Annotated in this window: 10 protein-coding genes and 1 pseudogene; 4 read left to right on the top strand and 7 right to left on the bottom strand. The window is 60.9% G+C overall.

Annotation, left to right across the window (positions count from 1 at the left end; translation table 11 throughout):
* Positions 1-17: 17 nt before the first annotated feature.
* Positions 18-1,646: a thiamine pyrophosphate-dependent enzyme gene (locus tag G9X68_RS19595; RefSeq protein ID WP_171603796.1), complete on the top strand. Its 1,629-nt coding sequence runs from the start codon at positions 18-20 to the stop codon at positions 1,644-1,646.
* Between the two features lie 33 nt (positions 1,647-1,679).
* Here G9X68_RS19595 and glgB read toward each other — a convergent pair whose 3' ends face one another.
* The 3 genes from glgB to G9X68_RS19580 are packed head-to-tail and all read right to left on the bottom strand — an operon-like array spanning position 1,680 to position 10,393.
* Entirely contained in the window at positions 1,680-3,890 is a 2,211-nt protein-coding gene (gene glgB, locus G9X68_RS19590) for a 1,4-alpha-glucan branching protein GlgB (RefSeq protein WP_171603795.1), read from the bottom strand.
* A complete protein-coding gene (gene treS, locus G9X68_RS19585) occupies positions 3,887-7,168 on the bottom strand; it encodes a maltose alpha-D-glucosyltransferase (RefSeq protein ID WP_171603794.1) in 3,282 nt (1,093 codons plus the stop codon). The genes glgB and treS overlap by 4 nt, the downstream gene beginning before the upstream one ends.
* Positions 7,169-10,393 carry an alpha-1,4-glucan--maltose-1-phosphate maltosyltransferase gene (locus G9X68_RS19580; protein ID WP_171603793.1) on the bottom strand — a complete coding sequence of 1,075 codons (3,225 nt, stop codon included), beginning with the start codon at positions 10,391-10,393 and terminating at the stop codon, positions 7,169-7,171.
* Positions 10,394-11,081: 688 nt separating this feature from the next.
* Here G9X68_RS19580 and G9X68_RS19575 point away from each other — a divergent pair.
* Complete coding sequence (locus tag G9X68_RS19575) at positions 11,082-11,960, top strand: MBL fold metallo-hydrolase (RefSeq protein WP_171603792.1); 879 nt, start codon at positions 11,082-11,084, stop codon at positions 11,958-11,960.
* On the top strand, positions 11,957-12,724 hold the full coding sequence (locus G9X68_RS19570; RefSeq protein WP_171603791.1) for a phosphotransferase: 768 nt from the start codon (positions 11,957-11,959) through the stop codon (positions 12,722-12,724). Before G9X68_RS19575 ends, G9X68_RS19570 begins: the two co-directional genes overlap by 4 nt.
* Positions 12,725-12,756: 32 nt before the next feature.
* Here G9X68_RS19570 and corA read toward each other — a convergent pair whose 3' ends face one another.
* On the bottom strand, positions 12,757-13,800 hold the full coding sequence (corA, locus tag G9X68_RS19565) for a magnesium/cobalt transporter CorA (protein ID WP_171603790.1): 1,044 nt from the start codon (positions 13,798-13,800) through the stop codon (positions 12,757-12,759).
* A gap of 157 nt (positions 13,801-13,957) precedes the next feature.
* The gene (locus G9X68_RS19560; RefSeq protein WP_171603789.1) at positions 13,958-14,668 is read right to left on the bottom strand and encodes a DUF4272 domain-containing protein; all 711 of its coding nucleotides are present in this window, start codon (positions 14,666-14,668) and stop codon (positions 13,958-13,960) included.
* A 105-nt stretch (positions 14,669-14,773) separates the two neighbouring features.
* Between G9X68_RS19560 and G9X68_RS19555 the strand changes: the two are divergent.
* Positions 14,774-15,097, top strand: a pseudogene (locus tag G9X68_RS19555) (methyl-accepting chemotaxis protein); the annotation flags it as partial.
* A gap of 67 nt (positions 15,098-15,164) precedes the next feature.
* On the opposite strand, the gene G9X68_RS19550 reads toward G9X68_RS19555, so the two are convergent.
* Together G9X68_RS19550 and G9X68_RS19545 are read right to left on the bottom strand one after the other, a co-directional pair.
* Positions 15,165-16,616: an NCS1 family nucleobase:cation symporter-1 gene (locus G9X68_RS19550; RefSeq protein ID WP_171603788.1), complete on the bottom strand. Its 1,452-nt coding sequence runs from the start codon at positions 16,614-16,616 to the stop codon at positions 15,165-15,167.
* A gap of 138 nt (positions 16,617-16,754) precedes the next feature.
* A complete protein-coding gene (locus tag G9X68_RS19545; protein WP_244956223.1) occupies positions 16,755-17,840 on the bottom strand; it encodes an alpha/beta hydrolase in 1,086 nt (361 codons plus the stop codon).
* Between the last annotated feature and the right edge of the window lie 31 nt (positions 17,841-17,871).

The following is a 17,871-nucleotide window of genomic DNA, read 5'->3' as shown; positions in this document are numbered from 1 at the left end:
CGCATTGGAGTCTTCAGATGAGCAGGAAAGAAACGACCGGTCAGGCGATGACCCGTTCCCTCGTCGACCATGGGATCGACACGGTCTTCGGCATCCCCGGCGACCACATGTATGATTTCAACGATGCCCTTTACGGCGCCGGTGATAAGGTTCGGTTCATTCACACCCGGCACGAGCAGGGCGCCGGCTACATGGCCTACGGCTATGCCAAGTCCACCGGCCGGATCGGCGCCTATACCGTCGTGCCTGGCCCAGGCGTCCTCAATTCCGGTGCGGCTCTCTGCACCGCTTATGGCGCCAACGCGCCGGTGCTTTGCATTACCGGCAACATCATGTCCCATTTGATCGGTCAAGGCAGAGGGCAGTTGCACGAATTGCCGGATCAACTCGCCACGATGCGCGGAATCACAAAGACGGCGGAACGCATCAATCACCAGTCCGAAACCGGTCCTGTCATGGCCGGGGTCGTCAGTAAAATGCTCTCCGGCCGCCAGGGTCCGGGAGCGGTCGAAGCGCCATGGGACGTCTTTGGACAATCCGGCCCCGAAATCGACCTTCCCGTCGGTTCGAGAGCACCTTCTTCGGTCGTGAACCTGGATGCGATCGCCGCCGCAGCGGCATTGATTTCAGGTGCGACGAATCCGATGATCATGGTCGGCGGCGGTGCGGCAGATGCCGGCGCCGAGATCGCAGCACTTGCAGAATTGTTGCAGGCACCCGTCACCGCCCATCGCTCCGGCAAGGGCATCGTCGCCGACGACCATCCGAATTTCCTGAATTTCGTCGCCGCCTACGAATACTGGAAGAATACTGATGTTCTGATCGGAATCGGCAGCCGGCTCGAATTGCAGTTCATGCGATGGAAGTGGCTGCCCAAAGGTCTCAAGGTCATCCGCATCGATATCGATCCGACCGAAATGGTCCGCCTCAAGCCCGATGTCGGCATCGTCTCGGATGCCAAGGCGGGCGCACAGGCTCTGCTCGATGCCCTGGCAGGTTCCAACCGCGAGGATCGCACGCTCGAATTTGCCGAACTCAACAAGGAGGCCAGGTCTCGTTTCCAGGCAGTACAGCCGCAGCTGGCCTATCTCGATGCCATCCGAGAAGCTCTCCCAAGGGACAGCTTCTTCGTCGAGGAAATCTGCCAGATGGGCTTTACCGCCCGATTTGCATTCCCGGTCTATGGCCCTCGCCAGTACGTGACATGCGGTTACCAGGACAATCTGGGTTTCGGCTTCAACACGGCTTTGGGCGTCAAAGTCGCCCACCCCGACAAAGCTGTTATTTCTGTTTCCGGCGATGGCGGCTTCATGTTCGGCGTTCAGGAACTTGCCACTGCCGTCCAGCACAAGATCAATGTCGTCGCTCTCGTCTTCAACAATTCTGCCTTTGGCAACGTACTGCGCGACCAGAAACAGGCCTATAAGGGTCGCTACCTTGGCTCGGACCTCGCCAATCCGGACTTTGTCGCCCTTGGCGAGAGCTTCGGCATTCGCGCGTTCAGAGTGACGAGCCCCGGCGAATTGAAAGACGCGATCGAGAAGGCCCTCTCTCTCGACGAACCCGTTCTCATCGAGGTTCCGGTCGAAAAGGGATCCGAGGCGAGCCCCTGGCCTTTCATTCATCCGGCTCCGCACGCCGAATGATGCCAAACGATAGGGAAGCCGCAACAGACCTCGTCAAGGCGACGGCCCTTGCAGGAAGATCGTCGACAAGGGCGGCAGTGTCAGCGACAGGGAGACGGGTCTGCCGTGGGCGGGCACGGGTTCAGTCGACACCGCGCCGTTGACCAGGCCCGAGCCACCATATTCCCGCGCGTCCGTCGTCATCCGCTCGATCCAGATACCGTCGCTGGGCACACCAATCCTGTAGCCGTAGCGCGGCACCGGCGTGAAGTTCGACATGACCAGCACCGCTGAAGCGCGATTGGGCCCATAGCGGAGCATACCGAGGACGGAATTGACGGCGTCGTCGGCTGCCGCCCATTCGAACCCCTCGGGATGAAAGTCGCCGAACTGCAATGCCGGCTCGTCCGCGTAGAGGCCGTTCAGATCCTTCACCAGCCGCTGAATCCCCACATGCTGAGGCCGGTCCAGCACATCCCAGGTCACCGAACCGTCATGGTTCCACTCGCCAGGCTGGGCGACTTCGCTCCCCATGAACAACAGCTTCTTGCCGGGATGGCCCCACATGAAGGCCAGATAGCTGCGCAGATTGGCGAATTTCTGCCATTCGTCGCCTGGCATCTTCGTCAGCAGCGAGCCTTTCCCGTAGACGACCTCGTCATGCGAAATCGGCAGAATGAAGTGTTCGGAATAGGCATAGATCATTCCGAAGGTCATCGTGCCATGGGCGTAGCTCCGGTAAATCGGATCCTTCTCGATATAGCTCAGACTGTCATGCATCCAGCCCATGTTCCATTTGATGTCGAACCCCAGCCCCCCTTGCTCCGGCGGCTTGGTCACGCCGGGCCAGGCCGTCGATTCCTCGGCGATGGTCATCGCGTGTGGGCAGCGCTCGTGGATGATGCTGTTCAGGTGCTTGAAGAATTCGACCGCTTCCAGATTTGCCCGACCGCCATATTGGTTGGGAATCCATTCGCCCTCGTTGCGGCTGTAGTCGCGGTAAAGCATCGAGGCAACGGCATCGACCCGCAAACCGTCGATATGGTAGCGCTCCAGCCATTCCAGCGCGCTGGCGATCAGGAACCCTTTCACCTCGTTGCGGCCGAGATTGTAGATCAGCGTGTTCCAGTCGCGGTGAAAGCCTTCGCGCGGATCTTCGTGTTCGTAGAGCGCGCTGCCGTCGAAGCGGGCAAGCCCCCAGACGTCTGTGGGAAAATGGGCCGGAACCCAGTCGAGGATGACGCCGAGCCCGGCGCCATGGCATCGGTCGATGAAATAGGCGAAATCCTCAGGCGTCCCATATCGGCCGGTCGGAGCAAACAGGCCGAGCGGCTGATAGCCCCAGGACCCGCCGAACGGATGCTCCATGATCGGCATCAGCTCGATATGAGTAAAGCCCATGTCGCTGACATAGGGAACCAGCCGCTGGCTGAGTTCGACCCAGTCGAGCGACCTGCTGCCGTCCTTTAGATCGCGAAGCCAGGAGCCGGCGTGCACTTCATAGACCGAGAACGCACCCTCCAGCCTGTCTTGCCGGGACCGGCCCTTCATCCAACCGTCATCGGTCCATCGAAACGGCGTCGACGATGCGACGATGGAGGCGGTGGACGGAGCGGCCTCGCTCGCCCTCGCCACCGGGTCGGCCTTCTGCGGCAGGCAGGTTCCCTCAGCATCGACGATCTCGAACTTGTATCTTTCGCCGGGGGCCAGCCGGGGGATGAACAGCTCCCAAACGCCCGCCGACTGTCTCAACCGCATCGGGTTTCGCCGCCCGTCCCAGGCGTTGAAGTCGCCGACGACCGAAACGCGGCGCGCATTCGGAGCCCACACGGCGAAACGAACGCCCGATATTCCGTCGATCGACATCGCCATAGCGCCGAGCGTCCGGCTCAGATCGTAGTGAGTGCCCTCCGATATCAGATGAAGGTCGAGTTCTCCGAGCAGCAGACCGAAACTGTAGGGGTCCTCGGTGATCTGAACTGCATCCGGCCATGTGATCCGCAGCCGGTATCCCGTCCTCGAGGCGGCCGCCGCGGCAAAGAGGCCGGACGGGTGGGCAATGCTGAACGGCGCCACCACCCGGCCGCTCGTCGCATCGATGAGATCGACCGCTTCAGCGCCGGGCAGATACACCCGCACGATCGTCATGCCGCCGCTTTGGTGGGGACCGAGGATCGAAAACGGATCGCCATGGCGCCCCTCAATCAAGGCCCATAGCGCATCCTGTCCGATGCCCGCCAGAAGTTCCGAGCGCTCAACATTCATGCCGTGACCCCCGCCAGACGCGATACGATTTCGGTAAGGCCGGATAGCGGGATCGGAAGCCATTTCGGCCGGTTGCGAGCTTCATAGGCGATCTCGTAGGCGGCCTTTTCGAGAAGAAAGGCATCGAGAACGCGCCGTCTTTGATCGTGTGACATGTCAAGCTCCTTCGATACGGAAACCGCCTGCGAATAGGCATCGAGAAAGGCCTCCTCGGCATGGCGCCCGAAGCGGGCGATCGCCTCGCGCCGGACTTCGTTCTCATGTTCGATGACCGCGTCGTTATCGAGCTGGGCGGTGGCCACGAGGTAGCTCAGCGATCTCAAAAGCCCGGCGACATCGCGCAGCGGATTCGTCTTGGCGCGGCGCTCGGCCAGGTTTTTCGCAGGCTCGCCCTCGAAGTCGATGATGACGGCATCACCCTCGCTGACGAGGATCTGGCCGAGATGGAAGTCGCCATGCGTGCGTGTCATCAGCGTATGGCGGCAGCTCTCCGCCAGCGTCCCAGCGAGCTCTGCGAGTTCGGAGCGCCGCTCGAGAAGCGGCGCTGCCAGCAGGTCGATTGCGGGGTCGGCATTCTCGTCGCGTTCGTCGAGCTTCGACAAGGCATATACGAGCTCCCCGGCAACGGCCTTCTTCATCGCCTCGACCTCGCTGTCGCCGGCAACCACCGGGCTGAAGGCCTCGTCCCCGGTCTTCGCAGCGAGCACGACATGCAATTCGCCGAGCCTGAGGCCCACCATCGCGACGAAACTGATCAGCGACCGAAAGACGTCGTCGTCTGGTTGGACCGCCGGATCGTTCAGCACCAGTTCGTCGGCCCCACGGCGTAGATTGTTCAGCATCCAGTTCCAGGCGTCGCCCTGATTGCGGATCGCGCCCTGGACGATGATCAAGGTGGAACGGCGTCCGCTGGAATCGGTATGTGCGACCTCGCCGAGCAGGGGCGCCGTGTGGTCATAACCGGCGCGGGTAAGATAGCGCGTCATCTCGACTTCCGGATGGATGCCCGGGAAGATGTGCCTGATCAGTTTGATCATCGCTACGTCGCCGACGAGCAGCGAGCTGTTGGACTGTTCAGCCGATAGCCAATGCACCGGCAGCTCGCCTGAAATATCGAGATTGTCGAGCTGTTCCGTCCCAAGGAATTCGAGCGTGCCGGTCCGGCCGGTGGTGCGCGAGCGGTCGCGAAGTCCGTGCAGAATGCCGCGCGCCATTGTCTCCACGGCGAATCCATCTGTGAGGAAACCGACGCGTCGACCTTGGCGAATCCTCCCAAGCGCAAGCTGCTGGGCAAGCGCGGAAGGGTGGGCATCGTCCCAGGCGACCGCGAGCGGCAGTTGGTAGGATTCGCTGTGGTTCGGCAGCACGACCTCCAACTCGCCGAGGACGACGCCGTCGGCGAATGGGATTGGTGTCACGGAGATCAGTCGGGCGGCCTGAAGCGCCTGGTCCTTTGCCCCGAACCACCGCCGCCTGGAGAGATAGGCGGGCAGGATTTCGCCGCTCAGGATGCGTGCATGACCCGGTTCATCCACGAGGTCAAGCAGACTACGCCGGATGACCATCGTCAACAGATCGGGAAGCTGTTCCGGCGGTGCGGTGCGCCACGCCGGCGGGTCGGCATCGGCCGTCAGCTGGAACCAGAAGAAACCGTAGGGCGGCAAGGTCAGCAGATAGGTCAACTGGCCGATCGGCGGAAACGGCGACATGCCGGTCAGTTCAATGGGAACGCGCCCCTCGAAGCTCGACAAGTCGAGTTCGACGGCCTGAGGCAGCCGCGAGAGACTAGCAACACAAAGCAAGACCTCGCCTTCATACTCCCTGAGATAGGCAAGGATCTTACGATTTTCCGGTGAAAGGAACCGCAGCGTGCCGCGCCCGAAGGCGGGATGCCTGCCGCGCAACGCCAACATTCTGCGCGTCCAGTTGAGCAGCGAATGCGCGTCCGTGCTCTGCGCCTCGACGTTGACGGCCTCGAAACCGTAAAGCGGGTCAGCGACGGGCGGCAGGACGAGACGGGCCGGATCTGCCCTGGAGAAACCGCCATTGCGGTCCGGAGACCATTGCATCGGCGTCCTTACCCCGTCCCGGTCGCCGAGATAGATATTGTCGCCCATGCCGATCTCGTCACCGTAATAGATCACCGGCGTTCCCGGCATCGAGAGAAGAAGCCCGTTCATCAGCTCGATCCGCCGGCGGTCGCGCTCCATCAATGGCGCCAGGCGCCGCCTTATGCCGAGATTGATGCGGGCACGTTTGTCGGATGCATAGGTCTCCCAGAGATAGTCCCGCTCGGCGTCGGTCACCATTTCGAGCGTCAGCTCGTCGTGGTTGCGAAGGAAGATCGCCCATTGGCAGTTGTCGGGAATCTCCGGCGTCTGGCGCAGGATATCGGTGATCGGAAACCGATCCTCCTTGGCGATCGCCATATACATGCGCGGCATCAGCGGGAAGTGGAAGGCCATGTGGCATTCGTCACCCTCTCCGAAATATTCGCGCGTATCCTCCGGCCACTGATTGGCCTCGGCAAGCAGCATCACGCCGGGATGGGTGGCATCGAGCGCGGCGCGTATGCGTTTGAGGATCGCGTGGGTTTCCGGCAGGTTTTCGTTGATCGTCCCCTCGCGCTCGACGAGGTAGGGGATCGCATCGAGACGAAAACCGTCGATGCCGGTTTCCAGCCAGAAGCGCATCACCCTCAGCAATTCCTCCATGACAAGGGGACTGTCGAAATTGAGGTCGGGCTGATGGGAATAGAAGCGGTGCCAATAGTAGGCACCGGCGACGGCGTCCCATGTCCAGTTGGACTTTTCCGTATCGATGAAAATGATCCGCGTTTCCGGAAATTTCTGATCGGTATCCGACCAGACGTAGAAGTCGCGCTCCGGCGACCCCGCCGGCGCCTGGCGCGCGCGCTGGAACCAGGGATGCTGATCGGAGGTGTGGTTGATGACGAGTTCGATGATCACGCGGATATTGCGCTGATGGGCGGCATCGACGAAAGCCCGGAAATCCTCCACCGTTCCGTAATCGGGGCTGACACTGCCGTAGTCGGCAATGTCGTAACCGTCGTCTCGGCGCGGAGAGGGAAAGAAAGGCAGGAGCCAGATGGCGTTGACGCCGAGGGCTGCTATATGATCGAGCTTCTGGTGCAGGCCGGCGAAGTCGCCGACCCCGTCGCCATTGGCATCGTAAAACGACTTGATGTGCAGCTGGTAGATGATCGCATCCTTGTACCAGAGCGGCTGCGGCGCGCTATCTGCATTCATCGTGTCCATTCATGCCTCCCTTGAGCGAATACGCCAGATCGCATAGGGCAGGACCTCAGGATTGAGACTGATGCTCTGCCATTTGCCGGTCCACTTGAAACGATGCCCGCCGATCAGATCTTCGGCATCCAGCGTGCCGCCGTCCCCGAGCGACCAGTGCCAGAGCGGCAGCTCGACGTCGCTTTGTTGGAAATTGTGAGGGTCGAGGCTGATGGCGATCAGCAGGACATTGTCGCGGGCACGGCTTGCCTTTTCGAAAAACAGGATATTGTCATTTCGCGCATTCAGCAGCGTCAGCCCGAGATGCGAATGCAGGGCGGTGTTTTCGTTCCGGATGCGATTGAGCGTCCTGATTTCGGCGATGATATTGCCCGGCCGGTCGTAGTCCCAGGCGCGGATTTCGTACTTCTCGCTGTCGGCATATTCCTTGCGCTTGGCATCGGGACGCCCCTCGCAAAGTTCGAAACCGTTATAGACACCCCACAATCCCGAAAGGGTGGCGGCAAGTGCTGCGCGGATCAGGAAGGCCGGGCGTGGCGCGTTCTGCAGGAAATCCGGATTGATATCATGCGTGTTGACGAAGAAATGCGGGCGGAAGAATTCCTTCGGTGCCGTCTCCGTCAGCTCCCGCATATATTGCTCGAGCTCCCACTTGGCATTGCGCCAGGTGAAGTAGGTGTAGGACTGGGAAAAGCCGATCTTTGCCAGCCGGTACATGACCTTCGGCTTGGTGAAGGCTTCCGAGAGGAAGACGACATCGGGATGGCGGGCCCTGATATCGCCGATCAGCCATTCCCAAAACGGAAAGGGTTTTGTGTGCGGATTGTCGACGCGAAACAGCTTGACGCCCTGGTCCACCCAAAGCTGGACGACATCCCTGAGCTCCACCCACAACGAAGGAAGCGCATCTTCTGTGTAGAAATCGACGTTGACGATGTCCTCGTATTTCTTCGGCGGGTTTTCGGCATATTTAATCGTGCCGTCGGGACGCCAGTCGAACCAGCCGGGATGCTCCTTCAGCCAGGGGTGATCCGGCGACGCCTGGATTGCGAGATCGAGAGCGATCTCCAGGCCATGCCGGCCTGCCGCCTCCACCAGCCGGCGGAAATCCTCGAACTCGCCGAGCTCGGGATGGATAGCGTCATGGCCGCCGTCCTCGGAGCCGATGGCATAGGGACTTCCGGGGTCGCCCGGCCCAGCTTTCAGGCTGTTGTTGCGGCCTTTCCGGTTGGTCGAGCCGATCGGATGAATCGGCGGGAAATAGAGCACGTCGAAGCCCATGTCACGGATGGCGGGCAGTCGCGGAATGACGTCGTCGAAAGTGCCGTGCCGGTCCGGATCGCCGCTCTGCGAGCGCGGGAAGATCTGGTACCAGCTGGCAAAGGCAGCCTCCTTGCGTTCGGCATCGACGGCGCTTGCCGTCGAGCGAAGCCGAAACGGCCGCTTGTCCGCCTTGTTCATCAATTCCAATGTTCCGGCATCGAGCAGAATTGCCGTGCGCTCGGCATCGGGAGCACTTTCGAGACGGCTGACGAGGGCCTTCAAGTCGGCGCCGAGCGCGGCATCTGCATGCGTCTCAGCCGAACGAACCAGGTTTAATCCCTCTTGCAACTCGAGCTTCAGGTCCAGCCGGGCATCGTTCTTCTTCGTCAGTTCGTAGCGAAAGATCGCAAACGGGTTCTTCCATGCCTCGACGGCGAATTCGTAGCGTCCGGTGCGTTCCAGCAGGAATTCGGCGCGCCAGCGGTCGTTTTCGACCAATTGCATTTCCGTCTCGTTCCAGTCCACCGCATCGAGCGGCCGCCAAAGCAGTACCGCGGCAATCGGATCGTGGCCGTCGGCGAATATATCGGCCTCGACGGTGAGGATGTCGCCGACCACCCGCTTGACGGGAAAGCGCCCGTCATCGACCCGCGGCATGATGCTCTCGATTGCGAGGCGCGGCGAAGCGACCGCCTGCTCGATATCGAGGATCGGTCGCGATGTGATCGAAGCCGGCGCCTTGCATTCGACCACCAGGGTCTCCCCTGCCCGCAGCCGCAGAGCCGTACCGTCGGCTGCGACGGGAAGAAAACCGGAAGCCGCTTCGCGCAGTGCGGCTACCGGAGCGGGCGCACTTTTCCGAAGGTCCCTGTTGAGCAGGATGAACCGCACATTTTCGGTGCTCCGAAGGTCTTCCGCTGCCGACTGCAGCAGCGCTGAGACCGGTCCGTTGGCGTTGCGGATGAGCCGCAGCGATGCTGCACGCGCATGAGGGCTCTTGCCGATGTCAGTGTTCGCAAGGCGAATTTCGGAGGAGATATCGAAAGCCAGATCATGGCGCATTCCCCGCAAGCCGGCTCCATTCCCATGGGTCGGATCGAGCGGCGTGGTTGCGCCATATTCGAAGCCCATCGGAACCATCAGGCCGCCGCCGAGCGAGGCGGCAAGGCGCAGCGCCCTGATGGCCCGCCGTTCGAGGATTTCGCGGCTCTCGGTTCCGTGCGCGATCCGCCGCGCGAATGGCGGCTCCGGAAAAGCGATCTGCCAGCCAAGCGGCGCCTGCACGCGGTGTTCTTCGATGAACCATCTCTCGTCAAAATCCCACCAGGCCATCGATGAAAAACATCCATCGAAGCCTGTATTCTTGACCGCGTCCCTCGCCCCAAAATCAGTGCCGGGCGTCCAGGCGAGGAATTGCGCGTCCGCCTTCTCGCGCACCGCCGCAATCAGCGATTTGAAAACCGCCGGCGCAATGCGATCGATCCCGAGCATCCGGTAGCCGGAGAGGCCGAGACCGGCCAGTTCTTGCAGCCGTTCCGTCCATTCTTCCAATAGCCGGGATCGAGACTCCGCCTCCATCGCGATCATCGGCTCTGCCGGATCCAATGGTGAGCGTCTCGGATCGACGGGGCGAAAGCCCGCCTCGGAATTCCGGGCCTTGCCGTCGAGCATCAGGTCCATCATCAAGGTGACGCCGCTCTTGCGGGCGGCCTCCGCCAGGCGTCCCACCCCATCCTCGATTGCGCTTCCGAGCGACAGTTGAGGATCAAGGCGATTCAGATCCTGGGATGCAAAGATACTGCGCTCCCCGCCCCGGTCGAAGAGAGGTGCCGTCAGCACACGGTCGAAACCGGTATCCGCCGCATGGTCGAAAACCTCGCGCCACGCATCGATACCCTGAAGAAGGAGTGGATTGACATAATAGATCCGGGGTGGGGTGCTCAACACACCCTGGTTCGCAGAGAATAACATCGTCCGCCGCCTCGAGTTGGTTTAGAGGCAAACTTTTCTTGGCGGCGGTTGTTCCACCAAAACTGGCATTTCGCGATGCGCCAGATACCGTCGACCGCATTGGTGCGGGATCGATGGGGCGCCTTCCGAGGCGCTCGCACTGCGGCGAGGCCTTGAAGGTTCGTGCCGTATTTGGGTAGTCTTCCGCCTCCCGGGAGGGTGATTCATTTGGCTGCTGACGGCGCACCATTGCACGATCAATACTCTTTGGCACTGCCCTTTCTGCTTGCGCCTTCGGCCTGGCTTCCTGGAGCATCGAGACTGATCGCTCCACGGAGCACACGCATGGCCTGTTCGAAATCCGCGAGGAGGCCAGGCGCTTCATTTCGCACGAAAACGCCGAGGGGCATCAGCAATGGGAGGTGCTGGAGCCCAACCTGAAGACACTGGTTCCACGATGTGCGGTCCCGCTCAAAACACAGTGGACGCCGAAGAGCCTTGGCCGCTCGAAACGGAGCGTCATGGTGATATGCACGGTCGCGGTGCCGAACGCCGTGATGAGACGCTGGGATGTACTTGTTCCCGTCGAGCCGAAGCCAAATCAGACGGGAAGCCCCGCCGCCTCTCACCGTTCTGAAAAAGCAGGCGCCCGAACGAGACTTGATGTATCCGAATGAAATCACTGTGATTGCAATAGAGGCGACCAGACGTGAATCCATCGGTGGAATTGTGTTCATACCCCGAACTCGATGATCGAATCGTGATCGTCAGGGCGGAAGACGAAGTTGATGCCGTGTTCGTCCGGACCGAGAGTTTCAATGTCCTGATCGACACGCTCGGCACGCCCGAACTCTGCAAGGCGGCGCTGGACCTGCTCGCGGTACAGACGAACGCCCGTCCGCTGATCGTTATCAATTCGCACATGGATTGGGATCATTTTTGGGGAAATGCCGCCATAGCCGGGCGCGCTCCCATTATCGCGCATGCCGCCGCGCTCGACCGTTTACGCGACCCTTCCGCACGCGAAGTCCTGAGGGACAAGGCGAGCCAGGAGTCGAGGTTTCGGAATGTCGACATCATCGGTCCCGATATCACGTTCGCCGGCTCGATGACCCTCAACGGCGGCGATTTGACGCTGGAGCTCGTTCATACGCCGGGACACACACCCGATCATGTCGCCGTATGGATTCCCGAACTTCGCACCTGCCTGGCCGTCGACGCGGTGGAATACCCCATTCCCGAAGTCTGGAGCAAAACTGCAGGCGACCTTCGCCTGATCCGTTCCTCGCTCGAGCGGATACGTGACCTCAATGCCAGACTGGTCATCCCTGCGCACGGCCGAACATACTCCCCTTCGGCGGTGGATGAGAACCTCGCCTATTTCCAGGCCCTGGCCGATCGTGTCGGCAGTTTGAGCGAAAGCCGGCTGGCGGATCCGCAACTCGGCAGCTCGAGCGGCCTGCGGCTTGAAGACTTCGTCCCCATCCCCGACGGAATGCCTTCCGACGTGGTGGCTTTCTATCGGAAATGCCATGAGACAAACCTGGGCGCCACGGTTCAGGCCCATATCGAAGAGGCCGGACAGTGAAACTGTTGGAGGGCGGGCGAACTGGGCAGATCTGGCGCGACGGCGATACCGTCATCCGACCATCGGGCACATGGACGCCGACGGTGCATCGGTTTTTACGCCATCTGAGGAGCAGAGGTTTTCCGGGAGCGCCGGATCCTATTGAAATAACCGGAAACCAGGAAGTCGTGAGTTACATCACGGGGCGCGTCTGCGAAGATCTAAGCGACCAATTTGTCGGATCGGAACGCATGCTGCTTTCCGCAGCCAGGCTTCTGCGCGATTTTCACTCGGCATCTCAAGGGTTTCTCGATTCGGATCGCGAGATCCAGACATGGATGCTGCCGCCGCAGGAACCGTGCGAGATCATATGCCACGGCGATTATGCGCCCTATAACGTCGCTACGGCAGACCATGAAGCTGTCGGGATCATCGATTTCGATACCGCCCATCCCGCACCGCGCCTATGGGATCTGGCCTATTCAGTTTACCGCTGGGCGCCGCTTTCCGATCCCGCCAATCCAAACGTGTTCGGCCTCGACGAACAGCTGCGCCGGGCGGAAATCTTCTGCACGGCATATGGGGCGACAGGGGAAGATCGGCTCCAGCTCCCCGAGATGATCTGCCGGCGGCTTCAGGCGCTCGTCGATTTCATGCAGGCAAGTGCGGCGGCCGGGGATGAGACATTCGTCGAGGACGTGAATGCAGGAGATGCCCGGCTGTATTTAAGCGATATAGACTATGTTCGAAACCATCGGGATCGGCTGCTGAAAGCCCTGTGCTGACGCGCCTTCGCCAAGCGCCTCAGGCTTCATATCTAGAGCCACTTCCTCCGACGGAAGAAAGTGAAGAGGAACAGGCACAAGAAGGCGATGACGCCGAGCACGAAGAAATAGCCATACCGGAATTTTAATTCCGGCATCTCGTTGAAGTTCATCCCGTAGATGCCGGCGATCGCCGTGGGAACGGCGAGGATTGCCGCCCAGGCGGCGAGCTTGCGAGCGATCGCCGTCTGCTCCGTCTGGCCGATCATCACGCTGGCCTCGAAGGCGAAGGCAAGGACCTCGCGCAGCGCATCGATATCTTCCTGCACCCGGCGCACATGATCGGTCACATCGCGAAACAGCGACTGGAGCGTCGGGTCCATGCCGGGAAGATCGATGTGCTCGTACCGCCGACAGACGTCCACCAGCGGCACCACAGCATTGCGCAGCCGCAGCAGCTTGCGCCGCAACAGGTAAAGCCGCTCGATATCGGACTTTTCCAGCTGTTGGCGCAGCACCAGATCCTCGAGCTTCTCGACTTCCTCCTGCACGACCTCGATGACCGGCATGTAGTTGTCGACGATGAAATCGAGGATGGAATAGAGAATATAGTTCTCGCCGTGGGCAAGTGCCGCCGGCGTAGCCTCGCATCGCTGCCGCACCGCCAGATAGGAGGACGAATCCCCGTGGCGGACGGAGACGACATAACCGCGACCGACGAACAGATGCGTTTCGCCGAAGATGATTTCGTCATCCTTCATATGGGCGGTCCGGGCGACGATGAACATCGCGTCCCCATAAATCTCCAGCTTCGGGCGCTGGTGAGGCTGTGCTGCGTCCTCGATCGCCAGGGCATGGAGATTGAACTCGGCCTGAACCTGGTGCAGCAGCACTTCATCCGGCTCGTGCAGGCCAATCCAGACGACGGCATTCTCCCGGCTTCGCCATTCGCCGGCCTCTTCTATCCTGATGTCGCGAATGCGTTGCCCATGCTGGTAAACGGCGGCAGCCACGACGCCCGGCCGTTCATACGGAGGCGATGCGGAATCGCCACCTGCCCGCGCGCGAGCACTCTCTAGATCCTTCAGCCGTTCCAAATCCAGCTATCCTCTCCATTCCCGCACGGGATCATATATCCGCGGGCCAATCCCTTCGCCGGTCAGGCGCTCAGCCGATCATAATGCTATTTCGTAAAACATGCATCACCGCGTCGGTGCGGGGTCTGACCCGCCGTGGCCAGGCGCCAGCGTAGCATCACGTGTCCGGGGAAATATCGTCCCAATCCTGGTCCATGTAGCCAATCAGCCAGTTGAGGGCGTAATGCCGTTCGTAAACCACGCCCTTGTCCAATCCGGCAGGTGGCTCCTCTCCCTTCAGCCGCGCGTTCACGGCGGCCCAATCATAGCGGTAAATGAGGTCGGCGGCGTCCAGGAGCTCTTTTTGCGGACGAAGCCTGGCGCGACGCATCAGCCCGTCCGTCCCCAGCTCGCGCAGCTTGTTCGCAATGAATGGCACGTCGCAAATATGGTCGGGACGTTGGAGATCGGAGCTGATCCCGAGCGCCCACAACATGACGTGCACGCCCTCGTAGCGCCAGGCGAAATTCGTCCGGTCCTGATCCGTGGGATCGGGATCGTCCATGAACGCTCGTTCTTTCGGGGTGAAAAAGCTTGTCGCGTCGAACTGCCGGATGAGAGCCTGACCCATTTCGTGGTCGCCGGTCTCGCCTTTCACGGCGACGATCGCAAGGGCGATCGCGCGCTGAACGACAGCCTTTGTATTTCGGCGGATGCTCTCGCTTTCGGGCTCAATGGTCGGCAAATGATCGATGGTCGGCACGCCTTCCGATTGAAGCTGGGCGATAGACCGAGCTTTGCGTGCCCCCGCTTCGTCGGCGGGTTGCGAAACGGCTGCCTGCACCGGAAGGATCAATGCAAGAAGGGCGGAAAATATGCGCTTCATCATTTCTGGCTCCTGTCATCCCTGACGCCGCATCGATAGGCATTTTCCTGCTTTAGCGGGAGCCCGAGCACAAAGGCGGCGGCGATTTTCAGGAAAACTGGTAAATGTACCGTCGGCAGCTTCATCACCCAGATCAATCACCATATGGATTCGATCGCCACCTCTGCGAAAGAGCAATCCATCGGCCTCAGCGAAGTCAACGTCGCAGTCAACCGGATGGACCAGACCACGCAGCAGAACACAACCATGGTGCAGCAGTCGACCGCGGCGTCCAATTCTCTCGCGCAGGAAGCCCAGAAACTTCGCGAACTCATCGCCCAGTGCAGGCTCGACGATGCGGTCAGTCAGTCCTCGGCCCTTCGCTCGACGGCGAGAACGATGGCGCAGCCCATGGCCCGTGCAGCCGTGCATGCGGTTGCCGCTCGACGCTGAAACGGGCGGCGACAGGAAACCCCGATATAAAAAGGCGCCCGGCGATTGCCGGGCGCTTTTCATTCGGTCAGGACGCAAAGGCCGGATTGCGCCGCGCGCCCATTCTCAACACGAAATAGATCGCCCCGCCGATCGCGACGCCGAAGAACCAGCCGTAGGTGCCCCACCATGCCGGCAGGATGGTGGTGAAGGTCGGCAGGATCGAGGAGAACAGCGCCCCCACCGCAAATGCGATGAAGGCATTGCCGTGCCATCCGTTCTGGAACCGGAACTCGCCATTTTCATGGTAGAGCGCTTCGACATTCAGCTGGCTCTTCCGGATAAGATAGTAATCCACCATCATGATGCCGAAGATCGGTCCCATCGTCGATCCGATGAAATTGACGAAATGCGCAGCACCCGTCTCCCATGGAGCAAACGGGTAAAGCACGAGAGCGATCAATGCGGCAATATATCCGCCGCGTTTGAAGTTGATTTGGCGCGGGAAGACATTGGCGAAGTCGAAGGCCGGCGACACGAAGTTCGCCACGACGTTGATGCCAAGCGTTGCGATCGCGAATGTCAGCGCCGCAAGCAGCGCCAGGAACCAGCTGTCGAATTTCGCCGATATCATTTCGGGATGCAGCAAGACCTCGCCGTAGACCGTAAATGCGGCCGTGGTGGTGACGCCTGCAACGAGGCAGAAGGCCAGGAGGTTGATCGGCAGCCCCCAGAGATTGCCTTTCCGCAGCGCCTTCTCGCTCGTCGCGTAACGCGAGAAATCGCAGAAGTTCAGGTAAAGCGCTGCGAAATAGGTGATCCAGGTGGCGGCCACGGCGGCAAGGGCTGCAAAGGAGCCAGGCTCGCCCGGCACGCCGGCATCCTTGGTCTTTTCGATCAACACGTCGCGCGGGATCTCGGAACCGAAGGAAAAGGTGCCTGATTTGACGACCAGATAGACCGCGAGGATGAGCATCATGATCCAGACGGCGGGACCCGCCCAATCCTGGAACTTGCGAACTGTTTCCATCCCTCGCTGAATGATCAGCAGCTGCAGACCCCAGACGATGACGTAGCAGATGAGTTCGAGGGTCGAGTGGCCGAGCATGTGGCTGTTCTGGTGAAAGGCAAGCAGGCTTTCATTGCGGATCAGCAAGGCAACGATGGCGCCGGATGCGGCGGCGGTCTGCGCGCCGTACCAGAAGCAGGCGACCACGGCCCGGACCAGTGCCGGAACATTCGCCCCGAACGTGCCGAAGGAGGCGCGCGCCAGAACCGGAAAGGGGACGCCGGTACGCACGCCGGCATTGCCGACCAGGCTCATCAGAAGAAAGATGACCAAAGATCCGATGCCGATGGCGATGACGAAATTGACGAAGCTGCCGCACAGCAGGAACAGGCTCGCCGCCAGATAATAGCCCCACAGGCTGTGGACGTCGGATGTCCAGACGTTAAAGATGCTGAATGCACCCCATTTGCGCTCCTCGGCGGGTGCAAGATCCTCGTTGTATAACGAGGGAGACGGATTTCGTACGCTCATGAATGCCCTCCCATGTCCTTGAGGCCAAATCGACCACAGGCGGAAGTCTGCTCTTCATTTGTGCATCTGACAATTTAATAGTCAAATTGTACACATCTCTTGACGATGCCTGAGGATTTAGCCATCGCCGCTCTCACCTCACTGCAAGCCGACGACACGCCCGGCCAGACGAAACGGACTTGCGACCGCGGCGCCCGCGGCATCGAAGACATAGGCGCCAACGTCACCGGCGCTCGACCGCCTCCCGCTTTCGAAGGAGGCAAGCTGCGCTCCGAACTTGGCGAGCGATGCGTAGCGGTCATGCCCCAGCCCGTCGGATGCGTGGATCGACGTGATGTCGATGACCCGAAGCCTTTCCTTCAAGGCAGCCTCCCTGATGACGGGATCGTCGATATCGAGGCGTCCGACGCGCGGCCGCTCGCCCGCGATGAAGCTCGAAGCCACCAGCGCCCGGTCGTCCTTCGAAACGAGAAGGGAGATTGGGATCGGCATTCGTCCGATATCCTTCAACTGGGCGCGGAAGACATCGACGTCGACGTCGGGAGCGGCCAGAATGACCGCCAGTTTGGCGATGACGTCGTCGCGATGCTGCAGCTTGAGCTGGCGCACCGTTTCCATGACCAGGAACCCGCCCATGCTGTGGCCGAAAAGAATGATGCGTTTCACCTTGCCGGATGCCGAAAGCGATGTGACGAGCGAATCGAGGTCGCTGCGCGAGGAGAGTGCTGCATCGCGATCGCCGACATAGCCGGCGACGGCGGCGGCCGAAGGCCAGGAAAACAGGATCGGTGCGCCCGGTATTTTCGCGTCCGCGGCGATCTGCGCGGTGCGATAGAGCGCCTCCTGGTAACTGTAGTTGTAGCCATGCACGAAGATGCCGATGGTGCCGTCGGGCTGCATGGAGGCGAGTGCCTCCTGGACGAAAGCGTCTTTTGGCAACGGTTTGCGTCCGATGACGGCAAACTGCCGTTCCGGATCCGGCTTCGCGCTGGGGTAAGTGATCGCGGTGTCCTTCCTGCCGGGAGGAACCGAAAACTCGTACTGCTCGTAGGTTGGGTTCTCGGCCGACGCACTGCCGAACCCGCCCCGGACGCTGTCGGGGGTTCTGTTGGTCGCAGCCAGCACGCTCACCCTGTCCGGAGCCGCCTCCGAATGGACCGGCCCACTCAGATGAACGGGCTTCAAGACATCCGGCGATGGTCTCGTGGCGCATCCGGCAAGCATCGCGAGGCTGACCGCAACGATGACCGCCGGA

Origin of the sequence: Rhizobium changzhiense (genome assembly GCF_013087625.1) — a bacterium.
Classification (GTDB): Bacteria; Pseudomonadota; Alphaproteobacteria; order Rhizobiales; family Rhizobiaceae; genus Rhizobium; species Rhizobium sophorae.
This window is presented reverse-complemented; position numbering and strand designations above follow the sequence as displayed.

What these genes read in the sequence shown, in the direction of transcription:
- G9X68_RS19595 (WP_171603796.1), top strand. Translation starts at nt 18, where the DNA reads ATGAGCAGGAAAGAAACGACCGGTCAGGCGATGACCCGTTCCCTCGTC.
- glgB (WP_171603795.1), bottom strand. Translation starts at nt 3,890, where the DNA reads ATGAATGTTGAGCGCTCGGAACTTCTGGCGGGCATCGGACAGGATGCG.
- treS (WP_171603794.1), bottom strand. Translation starts at nt 7,168, where the DNA reads ATGGACACGATGAATGCAGATAGCGCGCCGCAGCCGCTCTGGTACAAG.
- G9X68_RS19580 (WP_171603793.1), bottom strand. Translation starts at nt 10,393, where the DNA reads ATGTTATTCTCTGCGAACCAGGGTGTGTTGAGCACCCCACCCCGGATC.
- G9X68_RS19560 (WP_171603789.1), bottom strand. Translation starts at nt 14,668, where the DNA reads ATGATGAAGCGCATATTTTCCGCCCTTCTTGCATTGATCCTTCCGGTG.
- G9X68_RS19550 (WP_171603788.1), bottom strand. Translation starts at nt 16,616, where the DNA reads ATGAGCGTACGAAATCCGTCTCCCTCGTTATACAACGAGGATCTTGCA.
- G9X68_RS19545 (WP_244956223.1), bottom strand. Translation starts at nt 17,840, where the DNA reads ATGCTTGCCGGATGCGCCACGAGACCATCGCCGGATGTCTTGAAGCCC.